This window comes from Methylobacterium sp. NEAU K (assembly GCF_030700285.1).
Classification (GTDB): Bacteria; Pseudomonadota; Alphaproteobacteria; order Rhizobiales; family Beijerinckiaceae; genus Methylobacterium.
In genome coordinates, this window is the sequence record NZ_JAUYZJ010000029.1 from 40,304 (window position 1) to 58,137 (window position 17,834).

9 protein-coding genes are annotated in these 17,834 nt (G+C 70.7%); 3 read left to right on the plus strand and 6 right to left on the minus strand.

Annotated elements, in window-relative coordinates; all coding sequences use genetic code 11:
- Positions 1 to 44: 44 nt before the first annotated feature.
- Complete coding sequence (treS, locus tag Q8W67_RS20400; protein ID WP_305549312.1) at positions 45 to 3,323, plus strand: maltose alpha-D-glucosyltransferase; 3,279 nt, start codon at positions 45 to 47, stop codon at positions 3,321 to 3,323.
- Complete coding sequence (gene glgB / locus Q8W67_RS20405) at positions 3,320 to 5,605, plus strand: 1,4-alpha-glucan branching protein GlgB (protein WP_305549316.1); 2,286 nt, start codon at positions 3,320 to 3,322, stop codon at positions 5,603 to 5,605. Before treS ends, glgB begins: the two co-directional genes overlap by 4 nt.
- A 150-nt stretch (positions 5,606 to 5,755) precedes the next feature.
- Here the strand turns inward: glgB and glgA are convergent, their stop codons facing one another.
- A complete protein-coding gene (gene glgA / locus Q8W67_RS20410; protein WP_305549319.1) occupies positions 5,756 to 7,297 on the minus strand; it encodes a glycogen synthase GlgA in 1,542 nt (513 codons plus the stop codon).
- A gap of 263 nt (positions 7,298 to 7,560) precedes the next feature.
- Positions 7,561 to 9,144: an alpha-amylase family glycosyl hydrolase gene (locus Q8W67_RS20415; RefSeq protein WP_305549322.1), complete on the minus strand. Its 1,584-nt coding sequence runs from the start codon at positions 9,142 to 9,144 to the stop codon at positions 7,561 to 7,563.
- 323 nt (positions 9,145 to 9,467) lie between these two features.
- Between Q8W67_RS20415 and Q8W67_RS20420 the strand changes: the two genes are divergently transcribed.
- Positions 9,468 to 12,005, plus strand: a complete 2,538-nt coding sequence (locus tag Q8W67_RS20420) for a glycogen/starch/alpha-glucan phosphorylase (protein WP_305549325.1) — start codon at positions 9,468 to 9,470, stop codon at positions 12,003 to 12,005.
- A gap of 77 nt (positions 12,006 to 12,082) precedes the next feature.
- On the opposite strand, the gene Q8W67_RS20425 is transcribed toward Q8W67_RS20420, so the two are convergent.
- The 4 genes from Q8W67_RS20425 to Q8W67_RS20440 form a co-directional block, all read right to left on the minus strand.
- Positions 12,083 to 13,147: a hypothetical protein gene (locus Q8W67_RS20425; RefSeq protein ID WP_305549327.1), complete on the minus strand. Its 1,065-nt coding sequence runs from the start codon at positions 13,145 to 13,147 to the stop codon at positions 12,083 to 12,085.
- Positions 13,148 to 13,342: 195 nt separating this feature from the next.
- Positions 13,343 to 14,266: a ferredoxin--NAD(+) reductase gene (locus Q8W67_RS20430; RefSeq protein WP_305549373.1), complete on the minus strand. Its 924-nt coding sequence runs from the start codon at positions 14,264 to 14,266 to the stop codon at positions 13,343 to 13,345.
- A 29-nt stretch (positions 14,267 to 14,295) separates the two neighbouring features.
- Positions 14,296 to 14,661 carry a hypothetical protein gene (locus tag Q8W67_RS20435; protein ID WP_305549330.1) on the minus strand — a complete coding sequence of 122 codons (366 nt, stop codon included), beginning with the start codon at positions 14,659 to 14,661 and terminating at the stop codon, positions 14,296 to 14,298.
- 188 nt (positions 14,662 to 14,849) lie between these two features.
- The gene (locus tag Q8W67_RS20440; RefSeq protein ID WP_305549333.1) at positions 14,850 to 17,780 is read right to left on the minus strand and encodes an EAL domain-containing protein; all 2,931 of its coding nucleotides are present in this window, start codon (positions 17,778 to 17,780) and stop codon (positions 14,850 to 14,852) included.
- Positions 17,781 to 17,834: the final 54 nt, after the last annotated feature.

Below are 17,834 nucleotides of genomic sequence, written 5' to 3' on the forward strand. Positions count from 1 at the left end.
CGACCGCCGGTCCCTTGACATTCGACCGATGAGGCAGCGACGCGATGATCGATCGCAGCGACCCGCAATGGTACCGTGACGCCATCATCTACCAGATCCACGTCAAGTCGTTCTTCGACTCGAACGACGACGGGATCGGCGACTTCGAGGGCCTGACCCGGCGGCTCGACTACGTCCGCGACCTCGGCGTCACGGCGATCTGGCTGATGCCGTTCTACCCCTCGCCCCTGCGCGACGACGGCTACGACATCGCCGATTACGAGGGCATCAATCCGTCCTACGGGACCATGGAGGACTTCAAGGCCTTCGTGGAGGCGGCGCACGCGCGCGGCCTGCGGGTGATCACCGAGCTCGTCATCAACCACACGAGCGACCAGCACCCCTGGTTCCAGGCGGCCCGCGAGGCCCCCCCCGGCTCGCCCGAGCGCGACTTCTACGTCTGGTCGGACACCGACGCGCCGTACAAGGATACGCGCATCATATTCCTCGACACCGAGGCCTCGAACTGGACCTGGGACCCGGTCGCCAAGCAGTATTTCTGGCACCGCTTCTACAGCCACCAGCCGGATCTCAACTTCGACAACCCGAAGGTGCTGGACGCCGTCATCGGGACGATGCGCTACTGGCTCGACATGGGCGTCGACGGCCTGCGGCTCGACGCGATCCCCTATCTGATCGAGCGGGACGGCACGAATTGCGAGAACCTCCAGGAAACGCATGATGTCATAAAAAAAATCCGCGCCGCCCTCGACGCCAGCTATCCCGACCGGATGCTGCTGGCCGAGGCCAATCAGTGGCCGGAGGAGACCGCCCAGTATTTCGGCGACGGCGACGAATGCCACATGGCGTTCCACTTCCCGCTGATGCCGCGGATGTACATGGCGATCGCCCGGGAGGACCGGCACCCGATCACCGACATCATGCGCCAGACCCCGGAGATCCCCGAGGGCTGCCAATGGGCGATCTTTTTGCGGAATCACGACGAGCTGACCCTCGAGATGGTCACCGCCGAGGAGCGTGACTACCTCTGGTCGTTCTACGCCGCCGAGCGCCGGGCCCGGATCAACCTCGGCATCCGCCGCCGCCTCGCGCCGCTCCTGGAGAACGACCGGCGCAAGATCGAGCTGATGAAGTCCCTCGTCCTGTCGATGCCCGGCACGCCGGTGCTCTATTACGGCGACGAGATCGGCATGGGCGACAACATCTATCTCGGCGACCGCGACGGGGTGCGCACGCCGATGCAATGGTCGCCCGACCGCAACGGCGGTTTTTCGCGGGCGAACCCGCAGCGGCTGTTCCTGCCGGCGATCCAGGACCCGATCTACGGCTTCGACGCGATCAACGTCGAGGCGCAGACCCAGTCGCAGACGAGCCTTCTGAACTGGACGCGGCGCATGATCGCGATCCGCAACAACAGCGTCGCCCTCGGGCGCGGCACGATCCAGTTCCTCTATCCCGGCAACCGCAAGGTGCTGGCCTGGATCCGCGAGCACGGGGACGAGCGGATCCTGTGCGTGGCCAACCTGTCGCGCGCGCCGCAGGCGGTGCAGCTCGACCTGTCGGAGCTGCGCACCGCGGTGCCGATCGAGCTGACCGGCGGCTCCGAGTTCCCGGCGATCGGCGACCTGCCCTACCTGCTGACCCTGCCGGCCTACGGTTTCTACTGGTTCTCCCTCAGCGCCGCCCGCTCGGGGGCGATCGGACCGCAGCAGGAGCCGCCGGAGCTGTTCACCCTGGTGCTCACCGGCGGCATCGAGAGCCTGATGAGCGGGCGCGAGCGCGTCGCCTTCGAGCGGACCGTGGTGCCGCCGTTCCTGACCAGCCGGCGCTGGTTCGGCGCCAAGGGCTCGCGGATCCGGTCCGTGAAGGTGGTCGACTGCGCCGCCCTGAAGGACGTGGACGGGAGCGCGCGCTTCCTCTTGCCGCGGCTGCAGGTGCAGCTCGCCAACGGCGAGAGCCACGAATACTTCATGCCGGTGGGCGTCGAGGAGGGCCGGGAAGACGAGACGCTGCTGCCCTTCGCGGTCGCGCGGGTGCGCCGCGGGCCGCGCACCGGCCTGCTCTACGGCGCGGCCGGCTCCAACGACTTCGCCGCCTGCCTGATCGACGACATGCGCCAGGGCCGGGAGATCCCAACGGAGAGCGGGCGGCTGGTCTTCGCCACCACGTCGGCCTTCGACGCGGGCGTCACGGTGGATCCCGCCGACATCCGCCGTCTCTCGGCCGAGCAGAGCAACACCTCGATCGCCATCGGCTCGAAGATGATGCTCAAGCTGCTGCGCCGGCTGCAGCCGGGCACGCATCCCGAGATCGAGGTCGGGCGCTTCCTCACCGAGACCGCCGGCTTCGCCAACACCCCGGCGCTGCTCGGCACCCTGGAGCACGTGGCCGAGGACGGCACCCGCACGGCGCTCGCCGTGCTGCAGAAATTCGTCATCAACCAGGGCGACGCCTGGACCCTGATGCTGGAGGGGCTGCGCCGGGACTTCGAGACCGTGGTGCTCACCCCCGAGAGCGAGGCCGCGAGCCCCGAGGAGGCGTTCCAGGCCCACGGGCCCTGGGCGGACCTGCTCGGCCGGCGCACCGCCGAGATGCACGCCGCCTTCGCGATGGAAACGGACGACCCGGCCTTCGCGGCCGAGCCCTTCGCGGAGGAGGACCTCGCGGTGCTCGCCCGGGACGCCCGCCACCAGGCCGAGCGGGCCTTCCGGGCCCTGAAGGGCCTCGCCGAGCGCGGCCTCGATGCGGGCAAGCCCGCCTGCGCGGCGCTGGCGGGGCGTCGGGCCGAGGTCGAGGCGCTGATCGAGGCGCTCACCACCGAGCCGCCGCGCGGCGCCCACAAGATCCGCATCCACGGCGACTACCATCTCGGGCAGGTGCTGGTCTCCGAGAGCGACCTGATCATCGTCGATTTCGAGGGCGAGCCCTCGCGGCCGGCCGACGAGCGGCGCGCCAAGTCGACGCCCCTGCGCGACGTGGCCGGGCTGATGCGCTCCTTCGCGTACGGGGCCGAGACGGTGACCCGCGAGATCGCCGCCCGGTTCGGCGATTCCGAGGAGCGGGCGCGGGGCGCCGCCACCGCGTGGCGGGGCATGATCGAGGCGGCCTTCCTGGCCGGCTACGAGGCCGCTGTCGCGGGATCGCGGGCGGCCGTGACCGATCCGGCCACCCGGGCCCGGCTGCTGCGCCTCTGCCTGCTGACCAAGGCGCTCTACGAGGTCGATTACGAGGCCAACAACCGGCCGGACTGGATCGAAATCCCCGCACGCGGGGTTCTCACCATTCTGGACACGGACGGACACGAGCCCGGAGTATCTGAATGACGGCGATCGACGAGACTTTCGCACCGCGGATCGACCCGGAAGCGGGGACGGCGCGGCACGCGGATGTCCCGGGTTCCGGGGCCGCCTCGGCGCACCCGAGCGTCCACCCGGACGCGATCGCCGCCCTGATGGCCGCCAATCACGGCGATCCCTTCGCGGTGCTCGGCCCCCACCGGGTCGGCCCCGACGCCTGGGAGGTGCGGGCCGTGCTGCCGGAGGCGCGGGCGGCCGCCCTCGTGATGGACGGACGCACCGTTCCATTCGAGAAGCGCCACCCGGAGGGCTTCTACGTCGCCCGGGTCGAGGGCGAGGGCCGGCCGCTCTACGAGATCGAGGTCGAGTTCTGGGACGGGACGAAGCGCCGGCGCTTCGACCCCTACGGCTTCGGCTCGTCGATCGAGCAGTACGACGTGGCGGCCCTGCGCGAGGTCGGCACCAACCTCGTCTACCGGATGCTCGGCGCCCAATCCGGGCAGCTCGACGGCATCGACGGCTTCCGCTTCGCGGTCTGGGCGCCGAACGCCCGCAAGGTCAGCGTGGTCGGCGACTTCAACGACTGGGACGGGCGGCGCCACCCGATGCGCCTGTGGCGGGACGGCGGGATCTGGGAGCTGTTCGTGCCCGGCCTCAAGGCGGGGGCCCGCTACAAGTTCGAGATCCGCGGCCCCGACGGCGCCCTGGCCCCGCTCAAGGCCGACCCGGTCGCCTTCGCGGCCGAGCACCCGCCGGAGACCGCCTCGGTCACGCACGGGGCGGGGGAGTTCGACTGGCGCGATTCCGGCTGGATGACCACCCGCGGCGCCAAGGATCCGCGTCACGCGGCGATCTCGATCTACGAGGTCCATCTCGGCTCCTGGGCACGGGTGCCCGAGGAGGGCAACCGCTACCTCACCTACAAGGAGCTGGGCGAGCGGCTGATCCCCTACGTCAAGGATATGGGCTTCACCCATATCGAGATGCTGCCGATCACCGAGTTCCCGTTCGACGGTTCCTGGGGCTACCAGCCGGTCTCGCTGTTCGCCCCGACCAGCCGCTTCGGCAGCCCGGAGGAGTTCGCGGCCTTCGTCGACGCCGCCCACGAGGCCGGCATCGGCGTACTGCTCGACTGGGTGCCCGGCCACTTCCCGCTGGACGCCCACGGGCTCGGCCTGTTCGACGGCACCCACCTCTACGAGCACGCCGATCCGCGCCAGGGCTTCCACCAGGATTGGGGCACCTACATCTACAATTTCGGGCGGACCGAGGTCGCGACCTTCCTGGCCGCCAACGCCCGGTTCTGGCTGGAGCACTACCACCTCGACGGCCTGCGCGTGGATGCGGTGGCCTCGATGCTCTACCTCGACTACTCGCGCCGCCAGGGCGAGTGGATCCCGAACCGCTACGGCGGCAACGAGAACCTCGACGCCATCGACTTCCTGCGCAAGACCAACGAGGCGACCTACAGCCACGCGCCCGGCACGATCACGGTGGCGGAGGAATCGACCTCCTGGCCGGGGGTCTCGCACCCGACCTACACGGGCGGCCTCGGCTTCGGCTTCAAGTGGAACATGGGCTGGATGCACGACACGCTGAAATACGTGTCGGAGGATCCGATCCACCGCCGCTACCACCACCACAACCTGACCTTCGGGCTGCTCTACGCCTTCTCGGAGAATTTCATCCTGCCGCTGTCCCACGACGAGGTCGTGCACGGGAAGGGCTCGCTGCTCGGCAAGATGCCGGGCGACCGCTGGCAGAAATTCGCGAATCTGCGCGCCTATTTCGGCTTCATGTGGGGCCATCCCGGCAAGAAGCTGCTGTTCATGGGCGGCGAGTTCGGCCAGGAGCGCGAGTGGAACCACGACATCAGCCTGGACTGGCACCTGCTCGACGATCCCCTGCACAAGGGGGTGAAGGACGTGGTGCGCGACCTCAACCGGCTCTACGTCTCGACGCCGGCGCTCTACGCCCGGGACGCCGAGCAGACCGGGTTCCAGTGGCTGGTGGCCGACGACCAGGACAACAGCGTGATCGCCTGGGCGCGCAAGGGCGCCAATCCCGGCGAGATCGCCGTCGTGGTCTCGAACTTCACCCCGGTGCCGCGCGAGGGCTACCGGATCGGCGTGCCGGAGGCGGGCTTCTACCGCGAGGCGTTCAACTCGGATGCGGGCGTCTACGGCGGCGCGAACATCGGCAACCAGGGCGGTCGCCACACCGAGGATCAGGCGAGCCACGGCCAGGGCCAGTCCCTGTCGCTGACCCTGCCGCCGCTGGCCACGATGATCTTCGTGCTGGAGGGGTAGGGGATCGTCCCCAAAGGTCACGGATCCAAAAGGTCCGTGACCTTTGGCGGGTCCAGGGCGGAGCCCTGGTGTCGGGCTTCGGCCGATCCGTCGGGGCTCCGCCCCGACACCCCGCCAAAGGGCTGAGCCCTCTGGAAACCCGGTTTGGCGCTAAGCGGCGCGCCAGCGGAGCGCCGCGCTGTTGCCCATGGCGCGGCTGTAGAGCCCGGCATAACCCTCAGCGGCCTGATCCCAGCCGAATCGCGCGGCCATGGCGCGGCGGCGCATGGCGTTGAGGCGCTTCTTCTGGCCGAAGGCCTCGAAGGCCCGGCGGACCGCCGATCCGAACGCGGAGGCCGTGGCCTCCGGGAAGGTGAAGCCCGTCACACCGTCCTCGACCGTGTCGGCCAGCCCCCCGGTCCGGTGCACGATCGGAAGGGAGCCGAAGCGCTGGGCGTACATCTGGGCCAGCCCGCAGGGCTCGAACCGCGACGGCATCAGCAGGAAGTCGCTGCCCGCGAACATCCGCCGGGCCTGCGCCTCCTCGAAGCCCACATGCACGCCGACGGCGTCGGGGTGGCGCTTGGCGAAGCCGCGTAGGGCCTGCTCGAACCGGCCCTCGCCCTGGCCGATCACCACGAGCTGGCCGCCCTCGGCCACGATGGCCTCGGCCGCCTGCAGGCTCAGGTCGATACCCTTCTGGTGCACGAGGCGCGACACGATGGCGAAGAGCGGCCCGCGCGAGACCGCCAGCCCGAACTGGCGGCGCACGGCCTCGGCATTGGCGCGCTTGCCCTTCCAGTCGTCGACCTCGAAGCGCGTCGCCAGGTGGCGGTCGGTGCCCGGGTCCCAGGTCTCGTCGATGCCGTTGAGGATGCCCGCCAGCCGGCCCTGGCCGGCGCGGGTGCGCAGGAGCCCGTCGAGGCCGCAGCCCATCTCGGGGGTCTGGATCTCGCGGGCATAGGTCTCGCTCACCGTGGTGACCTGCGAGGCGTAGAAGATGCCCGCCTTCAGGAAGGAGAGCTGGCCGTAGAACTCGGCGCCGTCGACCTGGAAGGCCGAGTCCGGCACGCCGAGACGGCCCAGGCTGTCGCGGGGGAACAGGCCCTGATAGGCGAGGTTGTGGATCGTCAGCACGCTCGGGACGCGCCGGCCGCGCCAGGCGAGGTAGGCCGGGGCCAAAGCCGCCTGCCAGTCGTTGAGGTGCAGCAGGTCGGCCGCCCAGTCGGCGTCGATGCCGGCGGCGATCTCGGCGGCCGCGAGGCTGAGGCGGGCGAAGCGCAGGTCGTTGTCGCCGAAATCGCCGTGCGCGTCGCCGTAGGGCGTGCCGTCGCGCTCGTACAGGTCGGGGCTCAGCAGGACGTAGATGCGCAGGCCGTCGGCCGCCTCGACCAGGCCGAGATCGCAAGGCGGGATGCCCGCGAAGCCCTCGAGCCGGGCGACCACCGGAATCTCGGGGAACGCGGCGCGGACCTGACGGTAGCCGGGGATCACGACGCGAATGTCATAGTGCGACGCGAGGGCCCGGGGCAGGGCGGCCGAGACCTCGCCGAGCCCGCCGGTCTTCACGAAGTCGGCCATCTCCGGGGTGGCGTAGAGGATGCGGCGGCGCAAAGATGCCGGCCAGGCCGGGTTCGTGGACGGTACGGCGGCTCCGCCACCCTCGCCGCAGGACCAGTCGACGAGGGAACCACCGCGGAACGCGTCGAGCATGGGCCTCGATCCTGACCGGGCGGGGGGCTGCCCCGGTCGGGCAGACGATCGGGCAGACACGGCTGTCACGACCTCAACCACGCGCGATGCTCCTCCGCCGCCACGGTTCCGCTGCGACGCACAAAATAGGCCATCGATAGCCTTAAGCTTCGGTTACGCCTGCCGCACTGCGGCAAGAGATGGCAGGCTCCCGCTTCCGCGCTCCGGGCCTTTGCTGTGACGCGCTCGCCGCCGAACCGGCGTCCACTTCGGCGACGAGCACTCTAGCCGTGGCGCAGGATCACCCCCTCGTCGGGCCGGAGGGCGAGCGTGGCGCGGGTCACCTCGCCCGCCCGCCCGGCCAGGGTCGAGAGCAGCACGGTCCAGTCACCCTCGGGCAGCGGCAGCGCCTGCCCGGCGGAGCCGAAGTTCAGGATCACCCGCAGGATCTGCCCGTCGGCGAAGCGCTCGTAGGCGAACACGTCCTCGGCCCCGAGAGGCACGCCTCGGTAGCCGCCGACCGAGAGGGCGGCGTGGTCCCGCCGCAGGGCGAGCAGCCGCCGGTGCAGGGTGAGCATCGAGGCGGGGTCCGAGCGCTGGCCCTCGACGTTGCGGACCGCCCAGTCCTCCGAGAGCGGCAGCCAGGGCTCCTCCGTCGAGAAACCCGCATGGGGCGCCTCGTCCCACTGCATCGGCGTGCGCTCCGGGTCTCGGCCGTGCCCCGGCTCGTTGCGTTCCCAGGGGTCGCGGGCGCGCCCGGGCGGGATCGGCACGTGCCCGAGCCCGATCTCGTCGCCGTAATAGAGGGTCGGTGTGCCGCGCAGGGTCAGCAGCAGCATCGCGGCGATGCGGGCCTGGGCCTCCCCCACCCGGGCGGCGATGCGCGGCTGGTCGTGGTTGCCCAGCACCCAGTTCGGCCAGCCGCCCTCGGGCAGTGCGGCCTCGTAGCTCGCCACGAGGTCGGCCACCGCGTCGGCGCGCCACGGGGTCTGGATCAGTTGGAAGTTGAAGGGCAGGTCGGCGCCCGTGAGGTCGGGTCCGTAATAGGCCACCAACCGCTCCACCGGCAGGTAGATCTCGCCGATCAGCACGCGCGCGCCGTATTGGCGCAGCACCGCCCGCATCCCGGCGATCACGTCGAACACCTCCGGGCGGTCGGCGGAGTAGACCTGGGTGAAGCGGTTGATCTCGGGGGTGCCCGGCGCGTAGTCGGGATTGGCCGGGTTGTCGCGGAATCCGGCATCCTTCATCAGGTGCCAGATCACGTCGACCCGGAACCCGTCGACGCCGCGCTCCAGCCAGAAGCGGAGCACGTCGTGCATCGCGGCCCGCACGGCGGGGTTGGCCCAGTTGAGGTCCGGCTGCTCGGCCAGGAAGGCGTGGTAGTAATACTGGCCGGTGGCCTCATCGAGCGTCCAGGCCGGACCGCCGAAATTCGAGATCCAGTTGTTCGGCGGGCCGCCCCCCGGGGCCGGGTCGCGCCAGATGTACCAGTCCCGCTTCGGGCTGGAGCGCGCCGACCGGCTCTCCGAAAACCACGGATGCGCGATCGAGGAGTGGTTGGGCACGAAGTCGAGGATCACCTTCAGCCTGCGCCGGTGGGCCTCGGCGACGAGGGCGTCGAAGTCGGCGAGCGTGCCGAAGAGCGGGTCGATGCCGCAGTAATCGGCCACGTCGTAGCCGAAATCGGCCATGGGCGAGGGGTAGACCGGCGAGATCCACACGGCATCGACCCCGAGCCAGGCGAGATAGTCCATGCGTGCGGTGATGCCGGGCAGGTCGCCGACCCCGTCGCCGTTCGTGTCCTGAAAGGAGCGGGGATAGACTTGATAGACGGTCCCGCGCTTCCACCAGACGGTCTCGGTCATGCGTGAGCCTCTCGAATCCTCGGCCCACGGTTAACCGCTGAGCCGCGGGCTGGCGACGGCCCGGATGCGCGCGGTACCGCTTGGCCGCGCGGGCCGATGTGTCTAGAATGTCACTCAGTCGCGCCATATCTGTCGCGGCGTGGCGGCGCGCTCCGGTGGGAGCGGCGCTGCCACGACTTCGCCCGGAAGCCGGCCGCACACTCGGCCGCTTCGGGGCACGGATCGTCCCGCCGTTCATGCGGCGGCAATCCGTCAAAAGAGATAATCCGCCCACGATACCCCTGGCGATAGAATCCGGGGAGCTGACTTTGGGGGACCCGCACGTGCTGAACGACGTTCTGACTCCGCCCGCGCCGCGAGACACCTCGCGCGAGGACAGCGTGTCCGAGATCCCGGCGGCCGCCTCCTGGAGCGCACAGGTTCTGTCCGAGACCGGCGACGCGGTGGTGGACCTGCGGGAATCGATCCGTGCCAAGCTCACCTTCGCGCTGGGCGTGGCGCCCGAGGCCGCCCGCCCGCGGGACTGGTTCGCGGCGACCGCGCTGGCCCTGCGCGAACGGATCGTGGCGGCCGCCATGGCCGCCGAGCGCACCGTTCCGAACAAGCGGGTCTACTACCTCTCGCTGGAATTCCTGATCGGCCGGCTGATGTCGGACGCGATGAACAATCTCGGCCTCACGGAGACGACCCGCGCGGCGCTCCGGGAACTCGGGGTCGATCTCGACGCCGTGCAGGACAGCGAGCCCGACGCGGCGCTCGGCAACGGCGGCCTCGGGCGGCTCGCCGCCTGTTTCATGGAGAGCATGGCCAGCATCGGCATCCCGGCCATCGGCTACGGCATCCGGTACGACCACGGCCTGTTCCGCCAGTCCTTCGAGGACGGCTGGCAGCGCGAGGCGCCGGAGACCTGGCTGGCGGAAGGCAACCCCTGGGAGTTCGCCCGGCCCGGCGCCACCTACACGATCGGCTTCGGCGGCACCGTCACGATGTCCTCGCCGGGCGAGGGCGTAATCCGGCGTCACTGGCACCCGGCCGAGACCGTGCGGGCTGTGGCCCACGACATTCCCGTGGTCGGCTGGCGCGGGCGCCACGTGAACCGGCTGCGCCTCTGGAAGTCGGAGGCCGGTGAGCCCGTCGACCTCGCCCGCTTCAACGGCGGCGACCATGTCGGCGCGGTCGCGGCGCGCATGCGGGCCGAGGCGATCTCCCGGGTGCTCTACCCGAGCGATTCGTCGGCCGAGGGCCAGGAGCTGCGCCTGCGCCAGGAATACTTCTTCACCTCGGCCTCGCTCCAGGATTTGGTGGCGCGCCACGTGGCCGAGCGCGGCGACGTGCGCTCCCTGCCTGACCACGCCGCGATCCAGCTCAACGACACCCACCCGGCCATCGCGGTGCCGGAGCTGATGCGCATCCTCATGGAGGACCACGACCTCTCCTGGGAGGATGCGTGGCACGTCACCACCAACACGCTCAACTACACCAACCACACCCTGCTGCCCGAGGCGCTGGAGACCTGGCCGGTGGAGCTGATGGAGCGGCTGCTGCCGCGCCACATGCAGATCATCTACCTGATCAACTGGATGCACCTCGAGGAGCAGGCCAAGCACGGCCGCCAAGGATCGACCGATGCGGCTGCCTACCTGGCCTCGATCTCGCTGATCGACGAGTCGCACGGCCGGCGGGTGCGCATGGGGCACCTCGCCTTCCACGGCGCCCGCCGGGTCAACGGCGTCTCGGCGCTGCACACCGACCTGATGCGGTCGACGGTCTTCGCCCCCCTGCACGCCCTCGATCCGGACAAGATCGTCAACAAGACCAACGGGATCACCTTCCGGCGCTGGTTCCACAACGCCAATCCGGGCCTCACCCGGCTGGCCGTCGAGACGGTGGGCGCGGGCGTGCTCGACGATCCCGAGCTGCTCCGGGGCCTCGAGGCCCATGCGGCGGACCCGGCCTTCGTGGCGCGCTACGCCTCCGTGCGCCGGCAGCGCAAGGAGGCGCTCGCGAAGGTCGTGACCGAGCGCACCGGCATCGACATCGATCCGGACGCGCTGTTCGACGTCCAGGTCAAGCGGATCCACGAATACAAGCGCCAGCTCCTCAACGTGGTCGAGACGGTGGCGCTCTATCAGGCGATCAAGGCCGAGCCGCACCGGGACTGGACGCCCCGGGTGAAGATCTTCGCCGGCAAGGCGGCGCCGAGCTACGTCCAGGCCAAGCTGATCATCAAGCTCGCCTGCGACGTGGCCAAGGCGGTCAACGACGACCCCGAGGTCGCGGGCCGGCTGAAGGTGGTGTTCCTGCCGAACTATTCGGTGAGCCTGGCCGAGACGATCATCCCGGCGGCCGACCTGTCCGAGCAGATCTCCACCGCCGGCATGGAGGCCTCGGGCACCGGCAACATGAAGTTCGCCCTCAACGGCGCGCTGACGGTGGGTACGCTGGACGGCGCCAACATCGAGATCCGCGACCATGTCGGGGCGGACAACATCTTCATCTTCGGCCTCGACGCCGCGGGGGTGCAGGCGCGGCAGGCGGAGCCGGACTACGCGACACGCGCGATCCAGGCCTCGCCGCGGCTTGCGGCGGCCCTCGACATGATCGCTGCGGGGCGGTTCTCGCCGGAAGAGCCGGACCGGTTCCGGCCGCTCACCGACGACCTGCGCCAGCGCGACCAGTACCTGCTCACCGCCGATTTCGACGCTTACTGGCGGGTGCAGCGGTCCATCGACGCCGCGTGGCGCGACAAGCGCAGCTGGTGGGCGAAGGCGATCCGCAACACCGCCCGCATGGCGTGGTTCTCCTCCGATCGGGCGATGCGGGAATACGCCGAGGAGATCTGGCGGGTCCGGCTGGGCTGAGGTCCCGACAAGGTCATGGATTCAAGAGGTCCGTGACCTGTTGCGGATGCAGGGCGTGAGCCCTGCATCATCACGGCTCACGCCCTCCGGAGCCCCTTCAGCTGCAGCACGGCGCGGCGCAGGTTGCGCCAGAGCCGGTGGCGCATCAGCGCGGCGCGCTCGGCGAGCCCAAGCCGGCGCCGGCAGAAGACATGCGACACGCGCCCGAGCCGGGGCCCCAGGTCCGGCTCGCCCTTGCGCAGGGCGATGTCCGGAAGCGCCGCCGATTGCGCGATCCTCAGGGAGCACGCCGCCGGGATGGTGAACGTGCGGAAGGCCGAGCGCGTGTAGTAGGAGAATTCGTCGTAGGCGACGATCGTGCGCGCCCGCCCGGTCGCCGGGTCCTGGACCATCATCGTGCCCGCCCGCGGCCCGTAGGTCACGAGGGCGCCGATCACGTGGCGCGGGCGCCCGAGGGGAATCTCGACGTTCTCGCCCTCGGGAATCTCCAGGAAATGCAGCGGGATGCCGTTGCGGCGCAGTTCGAACCCGCAATCCAGGCCGGGGAGGGTGCGCAGGGGCAGGGATTCGAACCGACCCGGCAGCCTCCGGAACCAGTCGGCATAGGCGCGGCCGGGCGGCGGCGCCCGCATGAAGGCGTAGACCAGGGTCCCGTAGAGGTCTGCCCCGGCCGGCGCGACATGGGTCCCGTCCTTCAGCAGGTAGGTGATGTCGCCCGCGCCTGCCGCCGCCACCGGGGCGGCGAGGTCGAGGTACGGGATGCCGTAGAGGGCGCGGTACTCCGCGAGCAGGCCGGCGACGCCCTCGGCCTCGTAATCGACCCCGCCCTGATGGAGGTTGAGGAAGGCGACCCCGAGGTTCCGCCGGGCGGTCCCCGCCAGGATGTCGTCCAGGTAGGACCGCATCGCGGCATCGTCGAAGTAGCGCACGTTGCCGGTGAACAGCTCCAGCACGACGTGGTCGCAGGGGACCGCGTCGAGGATCTCGTCGATCAGGCAGGCGATCGAGGGCAGCGAGTGGCCGCCCCAGCCGCTGCGCAGGAAGGCGACCGGGCGCCCCTCGGCCAGGGCGAGGGCGTTGGCCCGCTCGACATAGCCCGGCAGCTCCGTGACGCTGTAGCCGAGACAGAGCACGCGGAACATCGGGTCGGATCCGCTCGCGCATCGTCCCGAAAGGCGGTCCCCGGCTTTCGGAGAGAGACGATGCATCATCAAAGCCTTAGACCCGCATCCTGGATCCGGTATCCGGTATCCGGGACGCGGGTGTCGCGCACGGTCGGACTGACAAGCGCCGGCATCGGCAGATCCCGACCGCGTCGAGGCGGCGGGCCGCCGGGCTCAGTCGAGCACGATCGGGTAGCAGCGCGCGCCCACCGACGCGGCGAGGACCTGCACGGCACCGACGGTGGCGATGTCGCCCGCCACGTGGACGACGTCGGTGGCGCGCAGGCTCGGCAGATGGGCGGTCAGCGGGCCGGAGCGCACGTCCGGCGGCCGCTGACGCCCGCGATCGGCGCAGAGCACGATCCGGCCGACGCCGGTGCAGCGCAGCCAGTCCAGGCTCTCGCGCATGTAGAGGTCGAGGGCGTCGCGGGCGCCGACCGCGAGCGCCATCTCGCGGGCGGGCTCGATGTAGCGGGCCGCGCGGGCGATGGCCCAGATCGGGCCGAAGCCGGCGCCCGCCGCCACCAGCACGAGGCGGCCGCCGCCGGGGCGGTACTGGCCCCGGCCGACGGGCCCCTTCAGGCGCACGGGCTGGTCGAGCCGGATCGCGTCGAGCGGGTCGCCCTCCGGATCGCGGGCGAGGTGGAACACCGCCTCGTTGATCTCGGCCGCGCCGTCGATCCGCAGGGTCGGGGACAGCGTCATGGCGGGCAGGCCCGCGAAGGTGACGAGGGCCTGGTGGCCGGGTTCGAGGTTCGGGCGCCGGGTCAGGGTCGCGACGATCTCGACGATGCCGGGGCAGAGCCGGCGGATCTCCGTGACGGTGCCCTTGCGGATGGCGACGGGCGGCGGGGGCGCCTCCTCCCGGCCCTGGATCGGGGCGCCCGGAAGGCTCGGCCGCAGGGCCTCGGCCCGGGCCCGGCGCGCCGGCGGCCGGCGGCCGGCAGGCGCCGCACGCCCCTGGCCGGCGAGGTGGTTGACGTGCTGCGCCTGGAGCGGCGCGATCATGCCCTCGGCGAGGGCCGCCTCCAGAGGCGTGTCGCCGGTCGAGACGCGCACCGACCGGCCGTTGACGACGAGCGAGCAGCGCGCGCCCATGGCCGTACCCCGCTTGGTCTCGAGAGGGATCACCGGGCGCGGATCAGGAGCGTGTCGACGAGGGCAGCCCAGCGTTCGCGGGTCGCGCGGACATCGTCGCTCGCGGCGGATTCCGTGAGGAGCTGGCGCTGCGCCCGCAGCGCCTCGACCTCCTGCCGCTGGGCCCGCAGCACCGCCTTCATCACCTGAAGCTCGGTCTCGAGCCGGGCGATCTCGTCGGCCTCGTCCGGATCGTCGGACAGGTCGGCGGCCTGCGCCTCGGAGAGGCGCGGGTCGTGGATGGGCAGCGGCAGCCGGGTCCGGGCCTGCTGCTCCAGCCGGACCGGCCGGGCGATCAGGCGACGCACGAGATCCGAGCTGCCCGCCTGCTGGTAACGCCTCGCCGCCTCGGCCATCCGCCCATCCCCATCGCGGGCGCCGGAGGGCCCGCCTGTCAACAGGAGCTTGCGCGGACATGGTTAAGGGGGGCTTAAACTGATCGCCGGCATTAAGCCCAACGGCGGGATCGGGCGAAACATCTCAGATCCGAGCCTCCTGAAACCCATCCTTCGATGGACCGGTCTCAGGCCGGCGAAGGCGACGCTCAGGCGGCTTCCGGCGCGGCGCCGACGATCTGGCGGGCCTGGAGCATGGTCATCGGCTCGCCGAAGGCGGGCCCCAGCGCGTATTCGCAGCCGAGGCCGGCCAGCGCCTGCGCGTCGCCCTCCGATTCGCAGCCCTCCGCCACGATGGCGAGGTTCAGTTCGCTCGCCATCCGGACGATCGAGCGCAGGATCGCGGTCTGGCCGGTGCCGATCTGGCGCACGAAGGTCGCGTCGACCTTGATCGTGTCGAACGGGAAGCGCTGGAGGTAGGACAGGGCCGAGTAGCCGGTGCCGAAATCCGACAGGCACAGGCCCGCGCCGAGATCGTGGATCCGGGCCAGCATCTGGGCGGCGTATTCCGGATTCTCCATCACCAGGCTCTCGCTGAACTCCAGCTTGAGCGAGCCCGGGAGGACGCCGGAGCGGGCCAGCACGGTCTTCACGTCGTGCAGCAGGTCGTGGCGCAGGAGCTGTCGCGAGGAGAGGTTGCAGGCCGCGAAGATCGGCGGCTCCACTTCGAGGGAGCGCTGCCAGGCGGCGAGTTCCAGGGCGGTGCGCTCCAGGGCGAAGATGCCGAGGTTGACCACGAAGCCGCTCTCCTCGGCGAGCGGCATGAAGGTCGAGGCGGGGATGCGCCCGAGCTTCGGATGGTCCCAGCGCAACACGGTCTCGAAGCCCGCCACGGTGCGGTCTTCGAGCCGCACCACCGGCAGGAACAGCACCCGCAGCTCATTGCGCTCGATCGCCTTGCGCAGGTCGCTCTCCAGCATCAGCCGGTCGGAGCGGTCGGTGCGCATATGGGCGCGGAACACCTCGATCCGGTCGCCGCCGTTGCGCTTGGCCTGGATCATGGCGATCTCGGCGCTCTTGAACACCTCGTCGCGCTTGGGGTTCGACCCCGCCTCGTAGAGCGCCAGCCCGATCGAGACGGTGAGGAAGATCTCCCGGTCGGCATAGGTGATCGGCGTGGCGATGGCGCGCCGGATCATCTCGGCAAACGCCAGGATCCGGTCGGGGTCGCGCTCGGAGAGCAGGATCACCGCGAACTCGTCGCCCGCGACCCGGGCGAGCGTATCCTGCGGCCGCAGCAGGCGGCCCAGCCGCCGCGACAGGGTGAGCAGGATCGAATCGCCGGCCGACAGGCCGATCGCGTCGTTGATGCCCTTGAACCGGTCGACGTCCAGCACGATCACGGTGGGCTTGAGCCGCTGGTCCTGGCTGGCGAAGGCCAGCGCCGCGTCGAGACGGTCGCCGAACAGCTCGCGGTTGGGCAGGCCGGTGAGGCTGTCGTGCACGGCGTCGTGGAGCAGGCGCTCCTCCGCGGTCTTGATCTCGGTGACGTCCGCGATGGTGCCGACCACGCGGATCACCTCGCCGTCGGCGCCGATCACCGGGCGCGCCTTCAGCCGGTACCAGAAATAGGTGCCGGCGGCCGAGCGCAGGCGGAAATCGTGGACGATGCGCCCGCGCCGCTCCTCGATCACCGTGTCGAGGGCCGCCGAGTAGCGCTCCACGTCGAAGGGATGGAGCGTGCCCAGCCAGTTCGTGGCCGGCCCCTCAAGCGTGCCGCGGGCGAGGCCGAGCTGGCTCTCGATCTCCGGGCCGGCGAAGACCCGGTCGGCGGGCACGTCCCAGTCGAACACCACGTCGCCCGCTCCGGTGAGCGCCAGAGCCCGCCGCTCGGTGTCGGAGACGAGGGCGTGGCTCAGGCCGCCGCCCGCGAAGGCGTGCTGGAGCACCGTGAAGCCGATCAGCATCACGATCAGCACGAGGCCGCCGATGAGCGCCGGCTGCACGAGGTCGCTGCCGATCTGGCCGGTGACCGCGAAGCCCGCCGCCGTCACCCAGACCACCAGCAGCAGCCAGGTCGGCACCAGCAGGATGGCGCGGTCGTAGCCGTTATGGGCGGCGAGGTAGACGATCAGCAGCAGGCCGATCCCCGCCACGGCGGCGATGGAGATCCGCGCGACGCCGGCCGCCACCGGCGGGTCGAACACCGCGAGCCCCACGAGGCCCGCCAGGAAGGCGAGCCAGAAGAACGCCACGTGGCTGTAGCGCACGTGCCAGCGGGCGAGGTTGAGATAGGCGAACAGGAACACCAGCAGCGTCGCCCCGAGCACCGCCTCGGCGGAGGCCCTGTAGACCCGCTCGGCCAGCTCGGTGACCGGGAAGACCCGCTGGAGGAAGCCGAAATCGATGCAGGCATAGGCCAGCACCGACCAGGCGAGCGCCGCGGCGGCGGGGAAGATGATCGCGCCCTTGACCACGAACACGATGGTCAGGAACAGCGCCAGCAACCCGCTGATGCCGATGATGATGCCCTTGTAGAGGGTCAGGCCGGCGGTCTTGCGGCGGTAGGCGTCCTGATCCCAGAGGTGGAGCTGGGGGACGTTGGGGCCGCGCAGCTCGGCGACGTAGGTGATCGTCGTGCCGGGATCGAGGGTGATGGTGAACTGGTCGGCCTCGGGGTTCTCGTCGCGCTCCGGGCGGATGCCCTGGCTCGCCGTGATGGCGGCGATCCGAGAGCCGCCGAGATCGGGCCAGATCACCCCGGAATCCACCAGCCGGAAATGCGGCGCCACCAGGATGCGGTCGATCTGCTCGTCGGTGTCGTTTGTGAGCGCGAACACGATCCAGTCGGGCCGGGCCCCGGCGTCGCGCGCCTTCACGACGATGCGGCGGACGATGCCGTCCTTGCCGGGCGCCGTCGAGATCTGGATCAGGTCGCCGTCCGAGCGGTAGCGCTCGATCGCGGTGGTCAGGTCGATCACCGGCGCGTCGAGGGTGACGCGCACCGCCTCGACCGCCAGGGCCGGGCCGCTCGCCGAGAGGGCGAGCGCGAGGCCACCGACGAGACCGCCGACCAGGGTCAGGAGGAGGGCGAGGATGCGCAAGGGTGTCTTGAATTCCGGCCGTGCGAGCTTCGGCATCGGCCGCCCGGGCGGCCGCGATCGATAAGGGCGGCCCTCACCTGGGGCAAGGGC

Bases quoted from the DNA above. Each gene is read 5' to 3' on its own strand.
- glgA (WP_305549319.1), bottom strand. From the start codon at position 7,297: ATGCTCGACGCGTTCCGCGGTGGTTCCCTCGTCGACTGGTCCTGCGGC.
- Q8W67_RS20430 (WP_305549373.1), bottom strand. From the start codon at position 14,266: ATGGGCGCGCGCTGCTCGCTCGTCGTCAACGGCCGGTCGGTGCGCGTC.
- Q8W67_RS20435 (WP_305549330.1), bottom strand. From the start codon at position 14,661: ATGGCCGAGGCGGCGAGGCGTTACCAGCAGGCGGGCAGCTCGGATCTC.
- treS (WP_305549312.1), top strand. From the start codon at position 45: ATGATCGATCGCAGCGACCCGCAATGGTACCGTGACGCCATCATCTAC.
- Q8W67_RS20415 (WP_305549322.1), bottom strand. From the start codon at position 9,144: ATGACCGAGACCGTCTGGTGGAAGCGCGGGACCGTCTATCAAGTCTAT.
- Q8W67_RS20440 (WP_305549333.1), bottom strand. From the start codon at position 17,780: ATGCCGAAGCTCGCACGGCCGGAATTCAAGACACCCTTGCGCATCCTC.
- Q8W67_RS20425 (WP_305549327.1), bottom strand. From the start codon at position 13,147: ATGTTCCGCGTGCTCTGTCTCGGCTACAGCGTCACGGAGCTGCCGGGC.
- glgB (WP_305549316.1), top strand. From the start codon at position 3,320: ATGACGGCGATCGACGAGACTTTCGCACCGCGGATCGACCCGGAAGCG.